We start from the raw sequence: 21,405 nt of genomic DNA on the forward strand, positions 1-21,405 counted from the left end.
TCCCGTCCCTAAAATGATGGACGGCAGGCTACTGGTTTTCCAACGCCAGCCAGCTGCCGCTTCACCCCTTCCACGTCGCTCAGCGGCGCGGCAATCCACGAGGTGATGCGGCCATGATCGATCACGATGTATTGGGGAACGGGAAGTTTGATGGAACCGGTGCCGCTTTTTTCAGGCGTATATTGTTTGGAGAACTCGCTCATCAGGTTATAAGTCGCGTCGAAGTGCTGCCCGTCGAGTTTAAAGAATCCGATCATCTTTTCGAGGTTGCCAGGTACGCCATGCCCGTTTACATTCAGGTACGCCAGCTCCACCCCTTTCTCTTTCAGCAGTGTACGCGATTCGTCGATATAGGCCAATGCCTGGTGACAGGTGGCGTCGTCCAGGTTCCACACCACGATGTAGGCAGCAGTATCGTTAAATTGCTTTTCCAGCTGTGTTATCCCGTCCAAAAAGCTGTAGCGTTTAGATGCAGGCGCTTTTTCCGCTACGTTGATATTTGTTTCCGGGTGCCGGAGTGCTTTTACAGCGTTGGCCACATAGGGCTTCAGCGCACTTCGGGGATACGTTTTTTCGAAGTAATCCCAGGCCGATAAAATTACCGGTGCCTGGTCCGTGGCTGTCGACTGCGAGATTTCCCAGGCCAACATGTATTCCTTCATCGAAGGTTCCGCAAAATACTTCTCGATATTCACCAAACGCCGCTTCAACAGCGCTACTCCGGAGGTATCCACATCCGGGTTCAACCCCTCTTTATATTGAAAAAAATCTTCGTAATAATAATGCAGCACGTTGGCGCAATACGTCCGGTAGTATGGAGATACACGATTCTTCGGGAAGTTCACGTTGCATTGGTACAACATATCCTTCCACTGGTTCTCCATACGAAAGACCGCCACTTCATTATATTTTCCATTACGGATGTCCGTCGTCAGCGCCCGGCTTTCGCGCGATACGATCAGCGACATGACCGCCGCCCTGAAAACGACAGCGAGCCGGTCAGCACAATCATAAAAGCCGGCGTCTATCTTACCTTTCTTAAGTAATTTCTTAAAAATATCTATTTGTTCTTCCTGTTCCCGCTCCAGTTTGCGCACGATGTAAGTCCACCCCCGGCCCGTGCGTTGCAGGATATCCGCCTTGCCGGCCACTGTATTGCGATAAATCGACTGCAACGCCATCTGGCCTTCTGCGTCTTCCGCTGCTATGGCCAGCGGCCTTCCACGCATGTAAGTGATGCGGTAACTTTGCCCCGGCCGCACGTACAATTTCACGACGTCACGGTAGGTTTCGAATTGCATGATACCCGGCGTGGCAACGTCATTCGGGATCATAAACTGGTGATTGGCGTCCAGTGGCATGCGGATGCGGGCAGCCCAAAAAGAAATACCGTCCACAGGAGGAATGACGGTAACAGGCGTACTTTGTATATCACTAACGAAAACAATGGTGGCATGCTGGCCCAGCATGGACACCGGAAACAACAGCAGCAACAGGCAAAACAATTTCATATAGCGGGCGGATGATTTTGAAGCGGGCAAAATTACATGGCGGATGGAATTTTACGTGGGCTTAATAATAAATAATACAGCTGTCTACACGGATTCCAAAGCCAATAATGTAAAGATAGCGAATTGAGCTGCTGTTTCAGCGGTGGAGTACTTGAATAGTGCCTGCCGTTAAATACCCGGATTACGGCTACGGACCACCGACATGTGTCCAAAACGCGCACGTCCTAAAATATTGCAATCCCCTCGCCGAACAGCCGTTCTTCATTTTAATTGTCAATTAAACACTTTTTTATGTATTTTGTCCACTCCTTAAAACCGTTGAACAATTCCGTTATGAAGAAAAGATGGATTCTCCTGTCGTGTTGCATGGGCATCAGCCTTCTTTCACAGGCGCAGAAAAACCGGCAGGCTCCCTACACGGCCTATTTATTTACCTATTTTACAGGCAATGACGAATCTGTACGCTTTGCCCTGAGCAACGACGGCTACCACTACAAGGCGCTCAACAACAACCGCCCCGTATTGGGCTCGGACACCATCAGCGCTACCGGCGGCGTACGTGACCCGCACATCCTGCGGAGGGCCGACGGCAAAGGGTTTTACATGGTGGCTACAGACATGCACACCGCGAAAAACGGCTGGGGACCTAATAAGGCCATTGTACTGATGCAATCGGGCAATCTCACCGACTGGAAAACGCACTCCATCAACATCGCTGAATCGTACCCGCAATATGCCGCGGCAGACCGTGTATGGGCGCCGCAAACGATCTTTGATCCCGCCACCGGTAAATACATGGTGTACTGGTCTATGCGGCTGGGTGCGCAGGACAGCGACAAGATCTACTACGCTTACGCCAATAAAGACTTTTCGGCCCTGGCATCCACGCCACAGGTGCTTTTGCACCGCCAGTGGGTACAGTCTGCATAGATGCGGATATCATCCCGAAAGGTGGAAAATATCACTTGTTTTTTAAACACGCCGGTGGTGATAAAAACGGTATCAAAAAAGCAGTGTCAAATAAGCTGACAAGTGGTTATGTGTTCCAGGACAAAACATTGGAGCAAACGGCCGATGAGGTGGAAGGTTCCGGTATTTTTCCCTTGAATAATTCCGCTGATTATATCCTGATGTATGATGTATATCGCAACGGCCGCTACGAATTTGCGCGCAGCAGCGACCTGGAACATTTTACGGCCATCAATGCGGATATTTCAATGGACTTTAAGCCGCGCCATGGTACCGTAATGCCGGTAACCGCAGCGGAAGCAGCGGCGCTTACCCGCAAGTGGCTCAGCCCGGAACAAGTAATGCTGTCCGCCGATGCGCCGGGTGTTAAGCAGATCAATAAAAACATTGATACGGCCAACAACACATTGGTACTGCAACTAAAGCCGGGCTACGATCCTGCGCAGCTGAAACCGGTGTTTGGAAAGTTCCCGAATACGACCGTGAAACCGGCAGGGAAGAATAAATACACCATCAACATGGCAGGCGCCAGGCCCTTTACGTTTACGGTAAAAGCCATGGAAACACACAACCCGGTACTGGACGGCTACTATGCCGACCCGGACGTGATGTATTCCGAAAAGACCGGTAAGTACTACATCTACCCTACCAGCGATGGATTCGACAACTGGTCGGGCACGTACTTCAAAGTATTTTCTTCGCCCGATCTCGTACACTGGACCGACGAAGGCAAAATCATCCAGCTGGGCACCGACGTAACCTGGGCCAACCGCAATGCCTGGGCGCCCTGCATCGAAGAGAAGAAAGTAAATGGTCAGTATAAATACTACTACTATTTTACGGCGGCGCAAAAGATCGGCGTAGCGGTAGCGGACAGTCCCACCGGACCTTTCAAGGACTCGGGCAGGCCCCTGATCGATAAACGTCCGGAGGGCATCAAAGGAGGCCAGGAAATTGATCCCGATGTATTCACCGATCCGAAAAGCGGCAAGAGCTACCTCTACTGGGGCAACGGCTACCTCGCAGCGGCGGAGCTGGCGGAGGATATGATCTCACTGGTACCCGGCACCACTAAAATCATTACGCCCGACCGGACTTTCCGCGAAGGCACCAATGTATTTTTCCGCAATGGCAAATACTATTTCACCTGGTCGGAAAACGATACCCGCGATGCGGATTACCGGGTGCGATATGGCTTTGCAGATGCGCCTGATGGTAAAATTACCGTTCCGGAAAACAACCTCGTAATCGCCAAGGACCCCGCGGCGGGTATTTATGGAACCGGGCACCACGCAGTGTTACAGGTGCCGGGGAAAGACGAATGGTATATCGTATACCATCGCTTCAACTACCCGAACGGCATCAACATGGGCAGTGCCGCGGGTTACAACCGCGAAGTGTGCATAGACCGGATGACGTTCGACGCACAGGGCAACATCATCACCGTAACGCCCACACACGCAGGTATTGCACCTGTAACCCGCTAAACGACGAGACGAATTTGTCTGCCGGCGCCAGGCCGTGTTTTTAAGGTGATGCACACGGGCCTTACAGCGAAACGCAGGGTTTACACATGAACTGTTAAGCGCATCAACATGAAAAAAAAATTTCTACTGATAGGTATAGCCGGCTTACACGCGCTGCCAACGCAGGCGCATAACGAGCCCGACTCCGTTTACCTTTTTCCTACGCTACTACGAAAAACAACAACCATAACGGTCTTCACTTCGCCTGGAGCCGCGATGGCAAAGCCTGGCAGCCCATCGGCAACGAGTATGCCTTTGTAAAAAGTGATTATGGCCGATGGGGCGCGGAAAAGCGCATGCTGGACCCGTACGTATTGCAAACACCCGATGGACAATGGCATGCCGTATGGGCTTTAAATGAGCGGGAAAAGCTATTTGCCGCCGCTTCTTCGCCCGACCTGGTATACTGGGGCAGGCAGACGTATCATGCCGTAGAACAGGGCGATAATGTGCAACAACCTGTTTTACGTTACGACGGGGGATTTAAGGTATTGTATAAAAGCAGGAACGGGCAATACTACCAGGCCGGCAGCAACGACCTGAAAACATATGCCGCCGCAATGGCGCTGCCTGCCGATGATTACAACAACCAAAGCATCCAGGTGGAACTGCCGGGCGGCAAAGCCACCGGCCAGCAACACAAAGTAGCCTGGGAGGTAGTGGACAAGCTGCTCAAAAGTGTAGACCTGGGCCAGTACAAAGCTGCCAAATACGGCGAGCATACCGGCCAGGACGCGCAACGCTTCGCAGGCCTGCAACCTTTGAAGGCGACCATCCGCCTGCAACCGGGAAAAACAGTGCCTATCAGCAGGTTATTGACGGGGGTTTTCTTTGAAGACCTGAACTACGCAGCCGATGGCGGCCTGTACGCAGAACTCGTACAGAACCGCGATTTCGAATATGCTTTAAGTGATAAGGAATACCGCGACCCCAAATGGAACAGCCGCCATTCGTGGTCGCTGAGCGGCGAGGGCGCTACATTTGAAATCGACAGTTTACAACCGATACATGCCAACAACCCGCATTACGCCGTGCTGCAGTCTGCGCAAACCGGCGCCAGGCTGGTAAATACGGGCTTCGATGGCATCGTGGTGAGAAAGGGGGCGAAATATAATTTTTCAGTATTTACCAAAGGAAACGGCAAACTGGCTGTGAAACTGGTGAACAGCAGGGACAGGTGCTGGCGCGCGGTACGGTAAATGCCGGCGCGAACTGGAAGAAAAGCCAGCTCGTATTAACAGCCTCCGCGGCTGCCACGGATGCGCGGCTGGAACTGCAACCCTTGCAGGCCGGTCGTTTACAGCTGGACATGGTTTCTTTGTTCCCACAGCAAACGTTTAAGAACCAGCCTAACGGCCTTCGCGCCGATCTGGCACAAACGATTGCCGATATTCACCCCCGTTTCGTACGCTTCCCGGGCGGTTGCGTGGCGCACGGCGACGGACTGCACAACATCTATCAATGGAAAAATACCGTGGGTCCGCTCGAAAGCCGCGTGCCACAACGTAACCTCTGGGGTTACCATCAATCGGCCGGACTGGGTTATTTCGAATACTTCCGTTACTGTGAAGACATTGGCGCGGAACCTTTACCAGTACTCGCTGCCGGCGTACCCTGCCAGAACTCCGGCAACCACCCGGCGCTTTTTGGCGGCCAGCAGGGCGGCATCCCGATGAAAGATATGGACGCTTACATCCAGGATATGCTGGACCTCGTGGAGTATGCGAACGGCCCGGTAACGAGCAAATGGGGTAAAGTACGCGCGGCAGCGGGGCATCCGAAACCGTTTAACCTAAAGTATATTGGTATTGGTAACGAAGACCTGATCTCTGATGTTTTCGCGCAACGTTATACCATGATGATCAATGCCATGCGCAAACATCACCCGGAGATTACGATCATCGGCACGGTGGGTCCCTTCTCCGAAGGAACAGATTATGTTGAAGGCTGGAAACTCGCAGACAGCCTGAAGGTGGCGATGGTGGATGAACACTACTACCAGCCACCGGGCTGGTTCATCCACAACCAGATTATTACGACCGCTATGACCGTTCGAAATCAAAAGTGTACCTGGGTGAATATGCAGCGCACTTGCCGGGAAGGCCCAGTAACATAGAAACGGCACTGGCAGAAGCCCTGTATCTCACCACCCTGGAGCGTAACGGCGATGTAGTGCACATGGCCTCCTACGCGCCACTGCTGGCTAAAGAAGGGCATACACAGTGGCACCCTGACCTTATCTATTTTGACAACAGTACTGTAAAGCCCACTGTGGGCTACTATGTACAGCAGTTGTACGGTCAGCATGCCGGCACTACTTACCTCGGCGGCGATATCGACATCAGCAGCAACCAGGATGCGGTGAAGAAGCGTGTAGCGTTTTCTATCGTGCGGGACGATCCATCGAAAGACGTGATAGTGAAACTGGTAAACCTGCTACCGGTAGCGGTGAATACCAACGTTGACCTGGGGGACATCAGCGTATCGGGTAAAGCTGTGAAGACGGTACTGCAGGGCAAACCGGACGATAAAAATGCGAAACCGGAGCAGTCGGAAATCACTGCAAACAAGCAATTTGACACGGCGTTACCACCCTATTCTTTTACCGTGATACGCCTTCAAACATTATAAAAATAAATGGTCGCGGCAATTTCCCCGCGACCATTCATTTTTAACATTTGCCTGCGTAGCAAAGGGCTGCAACCGACGTTTGCGACGGCCGGACCTGGTGGGGCGCCATCGCAGGCCGCAAAACATACGATAAACCCCGCTAAAAAGATTCCTTTTAAAAAAAAAAAACCTCGCCCCGATATGGTCCCTATGTGCCCAACCAGTCGTTTTTAATACGAATCCGCCCCTAACCATACCACCCATGTATAACCTGACCAAATTAACCTGTTTGCTCTTCCTGCTGCTATCGGCCCTGGCCTGTAGTAAGGAGACAAGGCGCGAAACTCCCGGAGCAGGCGAACCAATCTACATCTACCCGGTAAAAAACCCGGAAGATTACCTCTATAACGTGGACCAGCTCGGTCAGCGTCGCAACGCCGATGGTTTTGAGCCCATCCAAATGCCTAACCTCGCACCTATTCCGAAGCTCGACAGTCTCATTTTTGAAGCACTGGTGGCAGATACAACGTCGTTTGAATCGATACGCCCCCTTACTACCTGCAGGCTATTACCAGTACCAATGCGAAAGTGGTGGGCGCTACCTGTTACCTCGAAGTGGGCATCGTGGCCGATACCTCCCGCAAGTTTCCCAATGGTGCGCTTGTTAAATTGAAGAACGCGCCGGTGAATGCGATATCGTTTAATGAAGACACGCTACCCAATACAAGTGGCGCCTATAAATTCTATTTGCAGGAGAAGTGGGATTACGAGCAGCGGTCCTTCGGGGATAACGTCGTCGTATTCGGGCATGTGCGCAATAACGTCGTTACCTGTTACGCCATGGTGTATACGGATTATTTCTTTTAGATAAAGAAAGCCGGAGCAAACGCCCCGGCTTTCTTGTTAATGCATGGGCATCTCACCTACCGTGCCTGCACCTTCAATTACTTCTTTTAATTCCGGATGCTCCTTCTTTTCTCTATTGAATACTTTCCAGACGATCACGATGCTGAGCAGCATGCAAACGGCGCCGATCATAAAGTGGATGCCGGGGAAATGGAACGGGGCTTTTGCAGAAGTAAAGTACGTAAAGCTGCCATTCATCATTGGCGGGCCAATGGCCGCAGTAATACTCATCAGGCTGGTGAGTGAACCTTGCAATTCGCCCTGCTGGTTTGGCTTTACATGTCCTGCGATCACTGACTGCAAAGCCGGGCCACATATACCTCCCAGGCAATAAGGGATGAGGAAAGCGAACATCATCCAGCTTTGAGAGGCGATGCCAAACAACGCCAGTCCTACGGTGTAGAGTCCCAGGCCTATATAAATGCTTTTTCATTACCGATTCTTGGATTCACCACGCGGGTAAGGCCAGCCTGCACGGCGCCCACCAGCACGCCCACTACGGTAAGCGAGTAACCTATTATTTCAGGGCTCCATTTAAAGCGGTATTCCGTGTAAAAGTTCCAGTTCCCCTGTACAGACTGTCCGCCGAGATAGATCAGAAAGAACGCGAATGCAAGTCCGCCGATTTCGGGGTGCTGTCTTAGGAAGGCCAGCGTTCCCAGCGGGTTAGCACGTTTCCATTCAAAGGCGCGGCGCTTGTCCTTATCCAGCGATTCGGGCAGGACAAAATAACCATACAAACAGTTTAACACGCATAAAACAGCCGCAGCATAAAATGGCGCACGGATACCCAGTTTCGAGATCAATCCGCCCAAAGCCGGGCCTAATACGAAGCCAAGACCGAAAGCCGCGCCGATCATACCGAAGTTTTTCGCACGGGAAATTTCATCTGTGCTGATATCCGCGATATACGCGGAGGCCGCCGTAAAACTGGCGCCGGTAAAACCTGCAATAATGCGACCTACGAACAACCAGGCGTAACTAGGCGCCAGGGCCAGGATGACGTAGTCGATGCCGAAGCCCAACAGCGACAACAACAGTACCGGCCGGCGTCCATAGCGGTCGCTCAGGTTACCGATGATGGGTGCGCACAGGAATTGCATGCCTGCAAATGCCATCAACAACCATCCGCCATAAGTGCTGGCCTCGTTCACGGGCACACCGGTCAGTTCGGAAATGAGGTTGGCCATTACCGGAATGATCAGTCCCCACCCCATCACATCGATGAGCAGTGTAACAAAGATGAACCCCAGGGCAGCGCTCCTGTTTTTTATCATAAAAGTGAGTTTTGAAGCAACAAACTTATAACGAATAAACAGGAAAAGGAAGGGGTAATTATGACAATATGGGGGCGGATTCCGCCGTTAAAATGCAAAAGGGAGAAGTAAATACCTCTCCCGTCTTTTTTCTACTAGAATTGTATTTAAAGTGAATGGATCTCAGTTTATTGCAGTACGTCCAATATTGGTGTGGTGCGACTGCGCAGCAGTTCCTGTTCCGGCTTCAGCAATTCGAGCACCACAATTTCATTCGTTCCCTTCTTCAGCCATTCCGCCGGCACGTACAGGCTTTGCTGCGGCCCGATGGACCAGTATCTTCCCAGATGATGACCGTTCACCCACACGCAACCTTTGCCCCAGTCGGTCATATCAAGGTAAGTATCGGCAGTAGTATTGATATTAAAAGTCGCGCGCTTCAGCGCGGGAGCGTTCTTTCCGCCGGCCTTCGCGGACGCTTTGCCAGGATCCGTGTAAGGCAGCGGGTACATCTGCCAGCCTTTCAGCTCCTGTCCCGCGAACGTTACTTTTTGTGTAATGCCCTTTTCATTTTTAAGCAGATTAGGGCCAAAGTTGATGCGGCCCATGTTCTCTACCAGCACGTCGATCCTTACTTCTCCCGTGGGCAGTTTCACTGCCGGGCTGTCTTCTTTCTTTCTTCTGTCGAGCACCCCCACACGTTCGCCATTTACGAATACGATGCCGAAATCGCGCAGCTCCTTTATCGATAATACCCCTTCGCGGCCGCCCTTCGTTTTGGTGCGGTAGAGCACAAACCCGTAAGGCTGTTTCAATGCTTCGAACGTCATCGGGCGTTCGGCGTTGCGCGGCGCGGGTAATAAAGAAAACATCGATCCGGTGTTCTTAAATTGAATATCCGGCAATGTCATGGTGGGCTTGGCGGCCGGTACTTCCGGGAGCCTTTGTCCCGCAGGCAGGTGCTTCGCAATTACCTGGCGGAAGGCCATGAATTTCGGCGTGGCGTTGCCTGCCTCGTCAAGCGGCGCGTCGTAATCGTAACTACTGATCTGCGGCTCGTAAAAGCTGGTGTCATAACAGTTGGCGCCGTTCATATAACCACGCGTGGTACCGCCATGAAACATATACATGTTTATCGACAAACCGGCGCCCAGCAATGTATCGAGCCTGGCAGTGTAATTCTCCGCCGGCACGCGGTGATGCTTTTCGCCCCACCAGTCGAACCACGCAGGATACCACTCCGCCACGAAAAACGGACCTTTTCCATGATGATATTCGCGCACGAGCGTTTTCACCCGCTCCGGACTATCCAATCCGTTTACCGCGGGCAGAAAACCGGGCAGGTAACCCTTCGCTACGTCCTTCGCGGGATCGCAGGTGTAGAGCAGTCCGTCGAAACCTGCGTCGCGGAACATCTTTTCGTTGATGCGCAGGTATTCCTTATCGGAACCATAGGAACCATATTCATTTTCGATCTGCACCATCACCACATTACCGCCATGTGTTACCAGGTATGGCGCCAGTTGTTTGCCTACTTCCTGTATGTATTTCCGGTACGCGGCGAGGTATTGCGCCTCGGTACTGCGCACTTTTAATCCCTTCTGATTTTGCAGCCAGTAAGGGTATCCGCCAAATTCCCACTCCGCACATACATATGGACTTGGCCGCAGCGTTACCCACAACCCTTCTTCCTGCGCCATTTTTACGAAAGCGGCGATATCATGATTGCCCTTAAAATCGTACACGCCCTGTTGCGGTTCATGTACGTTCCAGAACACGTAGGTACCTATGGTGTTCAATCCCATGGCCTTGGCCATCTGCATGCGCTGCCGCCAGGCTTCCCGGGGCACGCGGGGGTAGTGGATCTCTCCGGAAATCATCTGAAAGGGTTTTCCATCCAGCAAAAAATGCTCATCGCCATAGGCGAACGTATGCTTTTGCTGCGCCTGGCCAGAAAGGTAGCACAGCAGCGCAAAAGCGATCAACCATCTTTTCATCTTGCTATTTTAGAATTGTCCAGTAAGAGGGTTACAATACTTTCGGGCTGTATTTGCACCGGCCCGTTCACTACCGCTTTCGCGAGGCGCTGGCCGGCACTGGTCGTGTAGGTGGTTACCCGTGTACCGGCATCAATCGTAGCGGCCGACTTTTCCAGATTCACGATCACCGCTACGGTTTGTTTCGTTTTTTTATCTTTCCAGGCCGATACTAACAACTTATCGCCCGCACCTGTGATAGTGGCCTCCACGCGCTGCATGCCGGGGCGAACGAAACGGCTGTAGTTGCCAAAGGCCCATAACATTTTACTGTCCTGCAACCAGCCGCCGGTTTTGCTTTTCTCGATGTAAATCAAGCCATCTTTATAGTCATAGGGAGAGATGGCCAGCCACCATTGCCAGGCAGTAGCGTTGCCCGCCACCAAATCCGTGTGGACCGTGCGTGCCAGGTACAATGCGGACGTGATACCCGTATCGCGCCGGCTGCCATTGATCTCACCTTCGTTATCACCAAGGATGCAATATTCCGATTGCCAGAATGCCAGTCCCTTTATAGCCGACACACGCTCGGCCACCTGCTCGCGCAGCGCTACGCCTTTATCATAAGGCGCCGTGCTGAAGTAACTGTGTGCCGCCGCCACCTTTGCCACCTGCGGTAAATTGGCGATGTAGTTGGCTCCCGGTGTGAATAAATCGTTGATCTGGTTACCACGGCCGGGTTTGTCGCTATCCTCCAGTAAATACTTAATATGACCGGCTTCCGGTACAATTATTTTTGTGCTGACGCGTCTTGCCTTTAACTGCGCTGCAAATGCTTTTACCAGGCCGCTTATCTCCCGGTTCAGGAATGGAGAGCCTTCCTGTCCGCCATCACTCCAGTCCCACTGCGGCTCATTGACCGGCGCCACAAAATCAAAACTGACCCCGGTTGTTTTATGTAATCCCTCCAGGGCATCTACTGCATAAACCGCCATCGCGTTGTACTGCGCGCTATCGATATTACACAGCCTTTTGTCTGCAAAAGCCTTATGATTTTTAGTCAGGTGTACGGGCGGGCTGTTAAAGAAAGCCGGGAAGTACGGCACGCCGCGCCGTTTCGCCGCCTGCAGGAACCATTGCTGTCCTGCCTGTCGACGCCAGTTGTACGTACCGTTTGAATCGAGTAATGATTCCGCACGCCGCCATTCATCTCGGATACCGCTTTCGCGGCCCTGCTGGGTGCTACCGGCGCCAAGATTAAAACGCCACATCGTCAGGCCATGCCTTTGGGCTGGCCACTTGCAGTCGTATCGGTGCTGAAAAGCCAATCGGCCAGCTGGTTGCGTTGCTCGTCCGGCCAAAGCCCGGCAAACTGGCACGCCCACGCATCCGATGCCCCAAAATCATGCAACACCTGGTAAGTTTTCTTTTCGTTCACCAACAACTTAAGCGGGGCCTGCGCCCGCAGAAAACCGGGTAACAGGCAGGCAGCCAGTAAGATCCGAATCATATCCGCATAAAGGATTTAGAAAAAACATCCTGCCGCGACCACAACGGCAGGATGCAAAAACGATTAATAGTCTTCGTTCTGTTTCAATTTATTGGAAGATGCCAGTATTTCCGCACGAGGAATAGGCAGCCAGTAATGTTTTTTCAGGAAGCTGCGGCCGTCCAGCGCCACTTTGGTGGTATACGTGAAGGTATTACCAACTTTGTTGATCGTGATACCGTTGGCAGGCTTGTTCTCCGTTACGTCCGCGATCATCCAACGTCTTACATCATAAAAGCGGAATTCTTCAAATGCCAGTTCTACCCTTCTTTCATAACGCACGGCATCGCGCAGCTGCGACTGGCTGGTACCAGCGGCAATGGCCGGCATATTTACACCAGTACGGGCGCGTACCAGGTTCAATGCCGCGCGGGCCGATAAGGTGGCACCTGCAGGCACTACGTCCGGGCCATATGCCTCGTTCGCCGCTTCTGCATAGTTGAGCAGCACCTCTGCATAACGCATGTAAATCCAGGGCTGGAAACCCGCATTGCCCCAAGGGTTTTGCAGCGGATATGCATCGTTCATGAACTTTTTCAAATAGTAACCGGTTTTGGAAGTATTCCAGTTATCGGTACCATCCTTACTGTCTTTACCACCGGGCGTAAAGGTTTCCACGGTAGAACCGCGATAGCTTGCACCGTTGTACAAAATAGTATAATAAAAACGCGGATCACGGCCCACATATGGATTGGCAGCGCTATAACCGGAGGTGGGATCAGTAATGGGTTTGCCGGTAGCAGCCATGGCGTAATCGTCCACCAGGTTCTGCAAGGGCAGGTTACCGCCCCAGCCGCCGTAACCATTCGGCCCGTTCGCAATTTCAAGGTGCGTATGGTTCGCGTTCCTGGTATACAGGCGGGCAAAAATGATTTCCGGGTTGCCTTCAGTGGCCGGGAACATTTTATCATAACCACCCTGGAAAATGCTGTACTGGTTCAGGCCAATCACCGCCTGTGCGGCGTCTGCGGCAGCTGCCCAGGTGTTGGTGTTGTAAAGCGGACTTGCGCCGTACAAGAGCAACCGTGCCTTCAGGGCCAGTGCCGCACCTTTCGTAGCGCGACCTAGCGCCCAGTTGGAGCCGTTGGTGGCGGGCAGCAAAGCTGCGGCCTGGTCCAGTTGTGCTACGGTGTAATCAATGCTTTCTTTTAAGGTGGCGCGGGTGAACAGCGAGTCATTCTGCAGGTTATCGCTCAGCTCCAGCACGCGGTCGCCCATCAATACCACACCGCCGTAGTTCCGGATCAGGTCGTGATAACGGAACGCGCGGATGAATTGCAGCTCGCCTTTCAGCCACTGGCGGTGCGGTTCGCTGATCGTCAGCTGCGCCAGTCCATTCAGTGCAAAGTTCACCTCGCGGATGCTGCGGTAACTGCGTGGCCAGATCGTGCCTGCCATGCCCACGTTTTCAGGGGCCAGCTGTCCTTTCTGGATCAGCCAGGTATTATCATCATTATTATAGATAGATTCATCTGTTATGGAACTCCACATGCTGTACTCAAACCCGCGACCAAAGCCAGGGTCGGTACCGTCACCTTCTTTGTCCTGCAAACGCGCGCCGATATAACGGTTCACTACATACGCCTCAAACACGAGGGAATCGGACAGTAATATGTTCTGTTCAAATTTATCCGTCGGCTTTACCTCCGGGAAGTCCCGGTTACACGACATATAGAGCGTGGATGTTGCCAGCAGGCAGGCGGAATATATTAAGGTTCTGATTTTCATTTTTTTTCTTTTTTCGGTTAGAAACTCACGTTAACGCCTACGTTAATAATCTTCTGCTGCGGATAAAACTGACCGCTGCCGCTGTTGCCTTCCGGATCGTAATCCTTCACTTTCGTGATGGTGAACAGGTTAAAGGCGTTTACATACAGGCGGGCGGATTGCATATGCAGCAAAGACAGCTTAGATGCCGGCAGCGTATAGCCAAGCTCAATGTTTTTCAAACGCAGGAACGATGCATTGTCCAGCCAGAAAGTATTGTTGTACAAACCACCATTAATGGAAGAAGAAGCGCGTGTATCTACCCTTGGATAAGAGCCATTGGTATTGGTCGGGCTCCAGCGGTTGTCGGCCCACGAGCTGTAGAAGTTGCCCACCGTTCCGGATTCCGGCAGCACATACTGGCTTACTTTCGCCTGTCCCGCAAATACTGCCGACAGGTCAAAATCGCCATAGCCGAAGTTCAACATAGCGCCGTAAGTGATTAACGGGATGTTGCCATACTGGCTGCGCACCTGGTCATCGGCGGTAATCTGTCCGTCTTTGTTGTAGTCCTCGTAAATGAGGTCACCGGGTTGCGCGCCGTTCAGGTGCGGTGTTTTATCGATCTCCTCCTGCGTACGATAAATACCGATGGCTCGGTACAGCAGGTAAGTATTCAGCGGATTACCGGTCTGGCGCTGATAAGGCAATACACCGGGCGCTTCGTCTATAAATTCGATATTGCTTTTTGCGTAAGTAAAGTTACCGCTTGCGCCGTAGCTGAATTTGCCCATACGTTTGTTATAACCCAATGTGGCCTCCACACCCTTGCTGCTTACTTTACCAATATTCTCGCTCGGTACCAGCGGATCGGCCCCAAAAGGATTCACGATACCGGATACGAATGGAATAGAAGCATTACGGGTGGCAAGAATGTCGGAACGTTGTTGTTTGAACCAGATGAATTCGAAATTAAGGCCATTCAGCAGCGCGCCCTCAATAGCGATATCTGTTTTACGCGCTTTTCCCAGGTAATCTGACTATTCGCGAGTTTGGTAAGGTCCAGGCCCGGAACGATCACCGGACCGTTGCTGGAATTCACCACGAACTGGTTCTTTAAAGAATAGTTGGTGAAATACTGGAACAGGCCCACATTATCGTTACCCAACGTACCGAAAGACGCACGCAGTTTCAGGTCGTTGATGAACGAAACATCCTTCATGAAGTTCTCCTTGGATATGCGCCAGCCTACAGATGCAGACGGGAAGTAGCCATACCGGTTGCCGTCGGGGAAGGTAGACGAGCCATCGATACGCATCTGCACTTCCGCGAGGTATTTCTCATCATAGTCGTAGGCCAGTTTGCCGAAGTAACTCTTGCGGGTAAAGTTGTAGCTGCTGCCGCTGTTATCACGGTCTGTAGCAGCTGTACCGCCCTGCGACAGTTCCGGCGTAAGGATGCTCAGGTAATTGATGCGGGACGCCGCAAAGTTCTCGCGCGCAATCTTGCTTTGCTCGTAACCAATGAACGTATTCAGGTGGTGTACGCCAAAATCGCGCTGGTAGTTGATTTTAATATTGTAAGTGGCCTGCGCCAGGTTCTGCTGGTTTTCGTTGAGGGTGGCCGCATTGTTGTTGCCGCCCACGATGCGGGAATCGTAGTTGGTGGTCGTTTTGTTGTAAGCGTACAGCAAGTACGGTGTAGAAAATGCCTTACCAAATGACCAGGATTTATCGAATGCTGCAAATCCGTCTACCGAAAGCCCTTTTACAGCTGCAATGTTATAGCTGCCTTTTAAGATGCCATTGAATACCTGCGTCGGGTTGTTATTAATGCCACCCGCGTCGGTCGCCATCATTACCGGGTTGCTGCCCTCGATACCGTTGGAAGGCAGGCCATTCGGGTAACGCGCCGGGATCGTGGGGTATGCCCTGTAAATAGAGCGGAAGATATCGCCTGCACCCGAAATCGGGTACTTGCGGTCTTCCTGGCGACCCGAGAGGTAAAGGCTCACTTTAAAATCCTTGGTGATATTCGCGTCGATGTTCGAGCGGAAATTGTATTGCTTGTATTTGGTTGCACCTTCTTTGTACAGGCCGTCCTGGTACAACATGCCGGCCGACAGGTAATACCGCACATTATCAGTACCACCCGCTACCGAAACATTTGCCTGGTTCTGCAAGGCCGTTTTCTTCAGCGTTTCTTTGGTCCAGTCGGTATTCGGATAGTTGATCGGATCGCTGCCATCACCAAATTTCGCGATTTCCTCTGCCGTATACTGCTGGTTCATGCCGCCGGCCTTATTATTATAATAGGCAATTTCGTTGGCAATTGTTGCGTAGGTGGCGGCATCCGCCATCTTAGGCAGCCGGGTCGGGGAAGAAAAGCCCCGGTTAAAGCTGGCGTTGATAACGGGCTTACCGGTCTTGCCTCTTTTGGTTGTAACGAGGATAACACCGTTTGCCGCACGGCTACCGTAAATAGCGGCCGAAGCGTCTTTCAGTACAGATACGCTTTCGATATCGTTCGGGTTCAGCCTTTCGAGGCCGCCCACTTGTCCCGGCACACCGTCTACCACGATGAGCACGTCGTTGTTGCCGGTCGTAGCCAAACCGCGGATCGTAAACGAGGAACCATCATACCCGGGCTCACCGCCACGGTTGTTGATCACGATACCGGAAAAGCGGCCCGCGAGGGAGTTGGACACGTTCGCAGCCGGGCTCTTCACGAGATCGGCTCCCTTCACCTGGGAAATGGAGCCAGTGAGGGTGGCTTTACGCTGCGCGTTATAACCTACCACCACCACTTCGCTCAGTTTGGCATCTTCCGTTTCCATGGTCACGGTCATGTTGGCCGTGGCAGGCAGTTCCTGCGTAACGAAACCGATATAAGTGAAAACGAGGGTGGCATTAGCCGGTGCATTCAGGGTAAATTTACCGTTTGCGTCCGTCAGTGCCCCGGTAGATGTGCCCTTTACACCCACAGAAACGCCGGGTAATGGTCCTTCTGTGGAACGTACAGTACCGGAAACGGACTGCTGGGCCCATACAGGGGAACACATCAGCATAAATAAAGGAAGAAACAGGAGCCGTTGATAATTCGTGCACGCACGAAAGGCTTGTAGTAATTTTTTCATAATTACACGCGGAATTTGATTTGTTAGACTATTGCAGTTGACGCCGGTTCACTATCGGCTTTTTTCTCATGTTCTACGGCTAAGGTAAGACTGGTATGGGGGTAAAATGGTGGACAAGCTATTAAAAAATGGGGGTAAATTGCTTACCGCTCACTTTTAATTTTCTTCTTTCATATTGACAAACAGCAGTTTAGATCATTTATCCCCTTCCGGCCGCAACAGGTTCAGGTCAAGATTAAAGGAAGGGCGATACTTTTTAATGTAGGCCGATGGTGTTAAACCAAACAGTTTCACGAACTGCTCCCGGAAATACCGCACGTCGGCGATACCTACCTGGAAAGCGGCCTGGTTCACATTCATATTTTCGCGCAGCATTAACACGGCCGCACGGCGGATGCGGATCGACCGGATAAAGGCATTCGGCGATTGTCCCGATACATGTTTAATGCGGGAGTAGACGGTAGACCGGCTCATGCCCATCGATTTACAGAACTTCTGGATGGTGAAGTCCTCCGTATCGAGGTTGGCCTCCACCGCCTGGATGGCCTGTTGCAAAAACTCCGGTACGCTGCCGGCACCTTCACACTGGATTGCTGTAGCGTAATACTATCGAAAAAGAATTGCTGGACGAGGTTCCGGTTTTTCAGGATGGTCTCTACCCGCGCCTGGAGCAATTGGCTGTCGAACGGTTTGGTCATGTAATCATCTGCGCCCCCTGCTACCCCTTCGAGCCGGCTGTCGGCCGAGGAGGCCGCGGTAAGCAAAATCACGGGAATGTGACCTAATACCGGCGAGGCCTTTACCTGCCGGCAAAGCTGCACGCCATCCATGCCCTCCATATTTACATCGCTGATGATCAGATCGGGCAGCTGGCTGCCTGCCACGGGCAAACCCTTCCGAACCATCGGCTGCCGTCAGCACGTAATATTTATCCCCGAAAAGCCGCAGCAGGTATTCGCGTATTTCGCGGTCGTCGTCAATAATCAATATCGATTTCCGGTCGGTCACGATTTCGGAGGCCGTGCGACCGTCTTCGGGCAACCCGCGTTCCGGTGCTGGTGCAGGAATATCTTCCGCCAGTTCCAGCAGCAAACTGGCGGCCGGCGGTGTATGTAGGTTGGCCATCGTTTCGCCCGTTGTGCGCGGCAGCAACATCGAAAAGCGGGAGCCGGCGCCGGGTTTGCTATCCACCGAAATAATTCCCTTATGCCCCTCAACGAAATGCTTCACGAGGTAAAGGCCGATACCAAAGCCGCTTTTCCGGCTCGATCCGCCGCCTGCGCGACTGAACTTATCGAATATGCTATCGCGGTCTGCCTCCGCAATACCACAACCCGAATCGCTGACGGCGATGGAAACATATCCAGTCCCCGCTTCCTGCAACTCGAGGCCAATGGCTCCTCCGTCCGGCGTAAACTTGAAGGCGTTCGATAACAAATTAAACAATGCGATCTCTATCTTTTCATAATCTGCCTCCACCGGCACTTCCCCGGCCGGCGAACGGAACTGGTAGTCGATCTGCCGCGCCGCCGCCTGCTGAATAAAACACTGGTATACCTCATCACACAAACCGATAATATTGAACCGCGATACCTTCAGCGCGTCCGCGCCCGAATCGGCCTGCCGGAACAATAGCAACTGATCCACCAGGCTAAGTAGGCGCCGCGCATTGCGATAGGCCACTTTGAGGTCCAGGTCGGGATTTTGGTCCAGCCGGTGCTTCAGCGGATTAATAATTAACGATAACGGCGTCCGGAATTCATGCGACACGTTCGTGAAGAAACTCATTTTACGTTCGGCATGCTCCTTTTCCTGCTGGTTTTGCAGGTGCGCCAGCTGAATTTCGTATTTCAGGCGCTCCTGCCTGCGGGTGTATTTCACATAAGAAAAGATACTGCCGAACACCAACGCCGCGTATAGTATGTAGGCCCACCAGCTGCGGTACCAGGGTGGCAATACCGTTACGCGCAACAGCGTCGTTTCCGGTCCCCAGCCAATACCCGGCCGCGACACTTTTACCTTAAACAGGTAGTCGCCCTCCTGCAAACGGGTGTACCCCGCACTACGATTGTTCTCTGGAAGTTCCAGCTCTTATCCCAACCTTCCAGCATACTTGCATACTTGATTTTATCGGCCCCGGAATAATCCAGCGCTACAAAATCGAGCGACAACACTGCCTGGTCAAAAGGCAGGGTGATATGCGTAATCATTTCCTGGTCACGGTCAGCAATGTACTCCGGCAGCGATTCTATCGGACGATTGTTTACTTTCAGGCTGTTGAGGAAAACCGGCGGGGTTAGCTTCTCGGTCGCCACGCTATCGGGATTAAACAAGTTGAAGCCGTTAATGCCGCCAAATACAAATTCCCCGGACCGTAAGGCCAGCGCACCATTAAAGCTGAACTGGTTACTCTGTAATCCATCTTGCTGCGAATACAGATCTATCGCTTTGGTAGCAGGATTAAAACGTGCGAGACCGGAATAAGTACTGAGCCAGAGGTTGCCGGCGCGATCTTCCAGCACCCGTAATATCGTATTACTGGGCAGCCCGTCTACCGTCGTAAACTGTTTGAACTTGCCCGTAGCGCGATCGAAGAGCAGCAAACCGCCGCCCTGTGTGCCCAGCCAGAAAGCTCCTTCGCGGGTTTCGCGGATGCAGCGTACCGGGTAGTGAATAGCGTATACTTTGTGTTGCTTATGTTTGGTGTCGATGCGTACCAGCGAATTGTAGGTGCCGCCCCAGAGCACGCCCTGGTTATCTTCCGCGATGCTTTGCAGGTTAACGATGTCGGGGCCGAATAACTCGAACCGTTGCGCTGCGGGGTTGAAGCGGTACAGGCAGCCATCGTTGGAAGCGCTCGCCCAGAGCGTTTTTTCACGGTCCTCGTAAACGATCCAGGCGTTATTTTCTTCGCGCTGCGTATTGGGATTGAATAACGTAAACCGCTCGAACTGCTGCCGGCCATGTTTTAACCTGCTTACACCGCCCAACCAGGTAGAGATCCAGATATCGCCCTGCGCATCTTTTGCCAGGTTAGTAATAAAGTTGCTGCTGACAGATGCGGTATTCTTCGGGTCATACCGATACTCCGTATAAGTATTATCCTGGCGGTTCCATTTGCGCAAACCCGCACCATCAGTACCGATAAACAGATTATCTCCATCTTCACAAAAAGAAAGAATAAAATTTTCCGCGATGCGCGTGTCTTTACCGGTATAACGCACCAATTGAAAAGCGCCGCTACCGGGATCGATCACATTCAGTCCACCGCGCAAGGTACCGATCCATTTACGGTTTTCGCGGTCGACATACATTGCATACACCGCGTTACTGCTGATCTGCGCCGAATTGGGATCGGCGCGGAAAGGCCGGGCCATCGCATCGCCGGGCGCTATCTGATAAACGCCGGCGCCATCACAACCGATCCACAGCACCTGTTGCTGATCATAGGCAATGCTGATCACCGGGCTTTTCACGGGCATAAAACTTTCGGTCAGCAGTTTAGTTGCCGGATCATATAATACGAGGTCCGTGTCTGTGCCCATCCAGATGCGGCCTTTATTATCCGGGCGCAGGCAGTTTACCTGCCGGATGCTGCCCATCTCCATGATCAGCTCCTGTTTTCGCACATCATACCTAAAGAGGCCCGCATCTTCCACGAACACCCAAATCGTATGGCGCTGCCGATCATATTCTACCGCATGTACATGATAGTTGCCCCCGCGGCCCGGCAGCGATATCTGTTTACCACCTTCATGGCGATCAAACACGATCAATCCGCTTCGTTGCGAGCCTACCATCACTGTATTGTCATCAATGGCCCGGATCGCGGAAATCTCGCCTAACAGCGGACCTTTCTGTCCTTTCACATTCACGTAAGCAGGCAGCGAAAAATGCCCGGTGCGCGGATCAAATACATTTAACCCGTTTTGTGTGCCCACCCAAACGCGACGCAGGCTGTCGCCTTCGATGCTGTATACGTTGTTGGTCGACAATGAAGTACTGTCGCCAATGATATTGCGGTAATTCCGGAAGGTGTAACCATCGTAGCGGTTAAGGCCGTCGTAGGTACCTATCCACATGAACCCATGTGTATCCTGGAAAATCGTGGTCACTGCATTATTAGAAAGCCCCTGCTGTATGCCCAGGTAGCGTACGGGCAGGCCAGCCACGCTGATCAGCGCGATGCTCATAAACGTGGCAAATAAAATAACTTTTCGCATTACAGATGTTTGGCTGTACAAAATCGCTCTCCCACC

The 21,405-nt window shown here is 52.3% G+C and carries 17 protein-coding genes and 1 pseudogene; 6 read left to right on the forward strand and 12 right to left on the reverse strand.

Translation table 11 applies throughout. The features are described 5' to 3' along the window. Nucleotides 1-8 precede the first annotated feature (8 nt). Complete coding sequence (locus MKQ70_RS12000) at nucleotides 9-1,511, reverse strand: hypothetical protein (protein WP_248071040.1); 1,503 nt, start codon at nucleotides 1,509-1,511, stop codon at nucleotides 9-11. Nucleotides 1,512-1,844: 333 nt separating this feature from the next. On the opposite strand from MKQ70_RS12000, the gene MKQ70_RS12005 reads away from it, so the two are divergent. The 6 genes from MKQ70_RS12005 to MKQ70_RS12030 all read left to right on the forward strand — a co-directional run bounded on the left by MKQ70_RS12005 (nucleotide 1,845) and on the right by MKQ70_RS12030 (nucleotide 7,483). Further along, on the forward strand, nucleotides 1,845-2,441 hold the full coding sequence (locus tag MKQ70_RS12005) for a glycoside hydrolase family protein (RefSeq protein ID WP_248071042.1): 597 nt from the start codon (nucleotides 1,845-1,847) through the stop codon (nucleotides 2,439-2,441). Then, nucleotides 2,423-3,967, forward strand: a complete 1,545-nt coding sequence (locus tag MKQ70_RS41180; RefSeq protein WP_248071044.1) for a family 43 glycosylhydrolase — start codon at nucleotides 2,423-2,425, stop codon at nucleotides 3,965-3,967. Before MKQ70_RS12005 ends, MKQ70_RS41180 begins: the two co-directional genes overlap by 19 nt. 335 nt (nucleotides 3,968-4,302) lie before the next feature. Beyond that, on the forward strand, nucleotides 4,303-5,205 hold the full coding sequence (locus MKQ70_RS12015; RefSeq protein WP_248071046.1) for a hypothetical protein: 903 nt from the start codon (nucleotides 4,303-4,305) through the stop codon (nucleotides 5,203-5,205). Next, entirely contained in the window at nucleotides 5,184-6,122 is a 939-nt protein-coding gene (locus MKQ70_RS12020; RefSeq protein WP_248071048.1) for an alpha-L-arabinofuranosidase family protein, read from the forward strand. Before MKQ70_RS12015 ends, MKQ70_RS12020 begins: the two co-directional genes overlap by 22 nt. Next, complete coding sequence (locus MKQ70_RS12025) at nucleotides 6,098-6,637, forward strand: alpha-L-arabinofuranosidase C-terminal domain-containing protein (RefSeq protein ID WP_248071050.1); 540 nt, start codon at nucleotides 6,098-6,100, stop codon at nucleotides 6,635-6,637. Before MKQ70_RS12020 ends, MKQ70_RS12025 begins: the two co-directional genes overlap by 25 nt. 570 nt (nucleotides 6,638-7,207) lie before the next feature. Next, nucleotides 7,208-7,483, forward strand: a complete 276-nt coding sequence (locus MKQ70_RS12030) for a hypothetical protein (protein ID WP_248071052.1) — start codon at nucleotides 7,208-7,210, stop codon at nucleotides 7,481-7,483. Nucleotides 7,484-7,519: 36 nt separating this feature from the next. Here MKQ70_RS12030 and MKQ70_RS12035 read toward each other — a convergent pair whose 3' ends face one another. The 11 genes and pseudogenes from MKQ70_RS12035 to MKQ70_RS12090 all read right to left on the reverse strand — a co-directional run bounded on the left by MKQ70_RS12035 (nucleotide 7,520) and on the right by MKQ70_RS12090 (nucleotide 21,369). Next, on the reverse strand, nucleotides 7,520-7,906 hold the full coding sequence (locus tag MKQ70_RS12035; protein WP_308199002.1) for an MFS transporter: 387 nt from the start codon (nucleotides 7,904-7,906) through the stop codon (nucleotides 7,520-7,522). Between the two features lie 29 nt (nucleotides 7,907-7,935). Beyond that, on the reverse strand, nucleotides 7,936-8,799 hold the full coding sequence (locus MKQ70_RS12040; protein WP_248071062.1) for a TCR/Tet family MFS transporter: 864 nt from the start codon (nucleotides 8,797-8,799) through the stop codon (nucleotides 7,936-7,938). Between the two features lie 167 nt (nucleotides 8,800-8,966). Beyond that, on the reverse strand, nucleotides 8,967-10,775 hold the full coding sequence (locus MKQ70_RS12045; RefSeq protein WP_248071069.1) for a glycoside hydrolase family 35 protein: 1,809 nt from the start codon (nucleotides 10,773-10,775) through the stop codon (nucleotides 8,967-8,969). Next, nucleotides 10,772-12,264 (reverse strand): annotated as a pseudogene (locus MKQ70_RS12050) (glycoside hydrolase). Before MKQ70_RS12050 ends, MKQ70_RS12045 begins: the two are co-directional and overlap by 4 nt. A gap of 63 nt (nucleotides 12,265-12,327) precedes the next feature. Beyond that, on the reverse strand, nucleotides 12,328-14,031 hold the full coding sequence (locus MKQ70_RS12060; protein WP_248071082.1) for a RagB/SusD family nutrient uptake outer membrane protein: 1,704 nt from the start codon (nucleotides 14,029-14,031) through the stop codon (nucleotides 12,328-12,330). 17 nt (nucleotides 14,032-14,048) lie between these two features. Beyond that, nucleotides 14,049-14,900, reverse strand: coding sequence for a SusC/RagA family TonB-linked outer membrane protein (locus MKQ70_RS12065; RefSeq protein ID WP_248071084.1), 852 nt, complete (start codon nucleotides 14,898-14,900; stop codon nucleotides 14,049-14,051). A 92-nt stretch (nucleotides 14,901-14,992) separates the two neighbouring features. After that, complete coding sequence (locus MKQ70_RS12070; RefSeq protein WP_248071086.1) at nucleotides 14,993-17,077, reverse strand: SusC/RagA family TonB-linked outer membrane protein; 2,085 nt, start codon at nucleotides 17,075-17,077, stop codon at nucleotides 14,993-14,995. A 264-nt stretch (nucleotides 17,078-17,341) separates the two neighbouring features. Next, nucleotides 17,342-17,701 carry a helix-turn-helix domain-containing protein gene (locus tag MKQ70_RS12075; protein WP_248071088.1) on the reverse strand — a complete coding sequence of 120 codons (360 nt, stop codon included), beginning with the start codon at nucleotides 17,699-17,701 and terminating at the stop codon, nucleotides 17,342-17,344. Then, nucleotides 17,617-17,967, reverse strand: coding sequence for a response regulator transcription factor (locus tag MKQ70_RS12080; RefSeq protein WP_248071090.1), 351 nt, complete (start codon nucleotides 17,965-17,967; stop codon nucleotides 17,617-17,619). Before MKQ70_RS12080 ends, MKQ70_RS12075 begins: the two co-directional genes overlap by 85 nt. Beyond that, nucleotides 17,849-19,192, reverse strand: a complete 1,344-nt coding sequence (locus MKQ70_RS41185) for a hybrid sensor histidine kinase/response regulator (protein WP_248071098.1) — start codon at nucleotides 19,190-19,192, stop codon at nucleotides 17,849-17,851. The genes MKQ70_RS12080 and MKQ70_RS41185 overlap by 119 nt, the downstream gene beginning before the upstream one ends. After that, entirely contained in the window at nucleotides 19,162-21,369 is a 2,208-nt protein-coding gene (locus MKQ70_RS12090) for a ligand-binding sensor domain-containing protein (protein ID WP_248071101.1), read from the reverse strand. The genes MKQ70_RS41185 and MKQ70_RS12090 overlap by 31 nt, the downstream gene beginning before the upstream one ends. Nucleotides 21,370-21,405 lie beyond the last annotated feature (36 nt).

It is taken from the genome of Chitinophaga sedimenti (assembly GCF_023156195.1).
Lineage (GTDB): Bacteria > Bacteroidota > Bacteroidia > Chitinophagales > Chitinophagaceae > Chitinophaga > Chitinophaga sedimenti.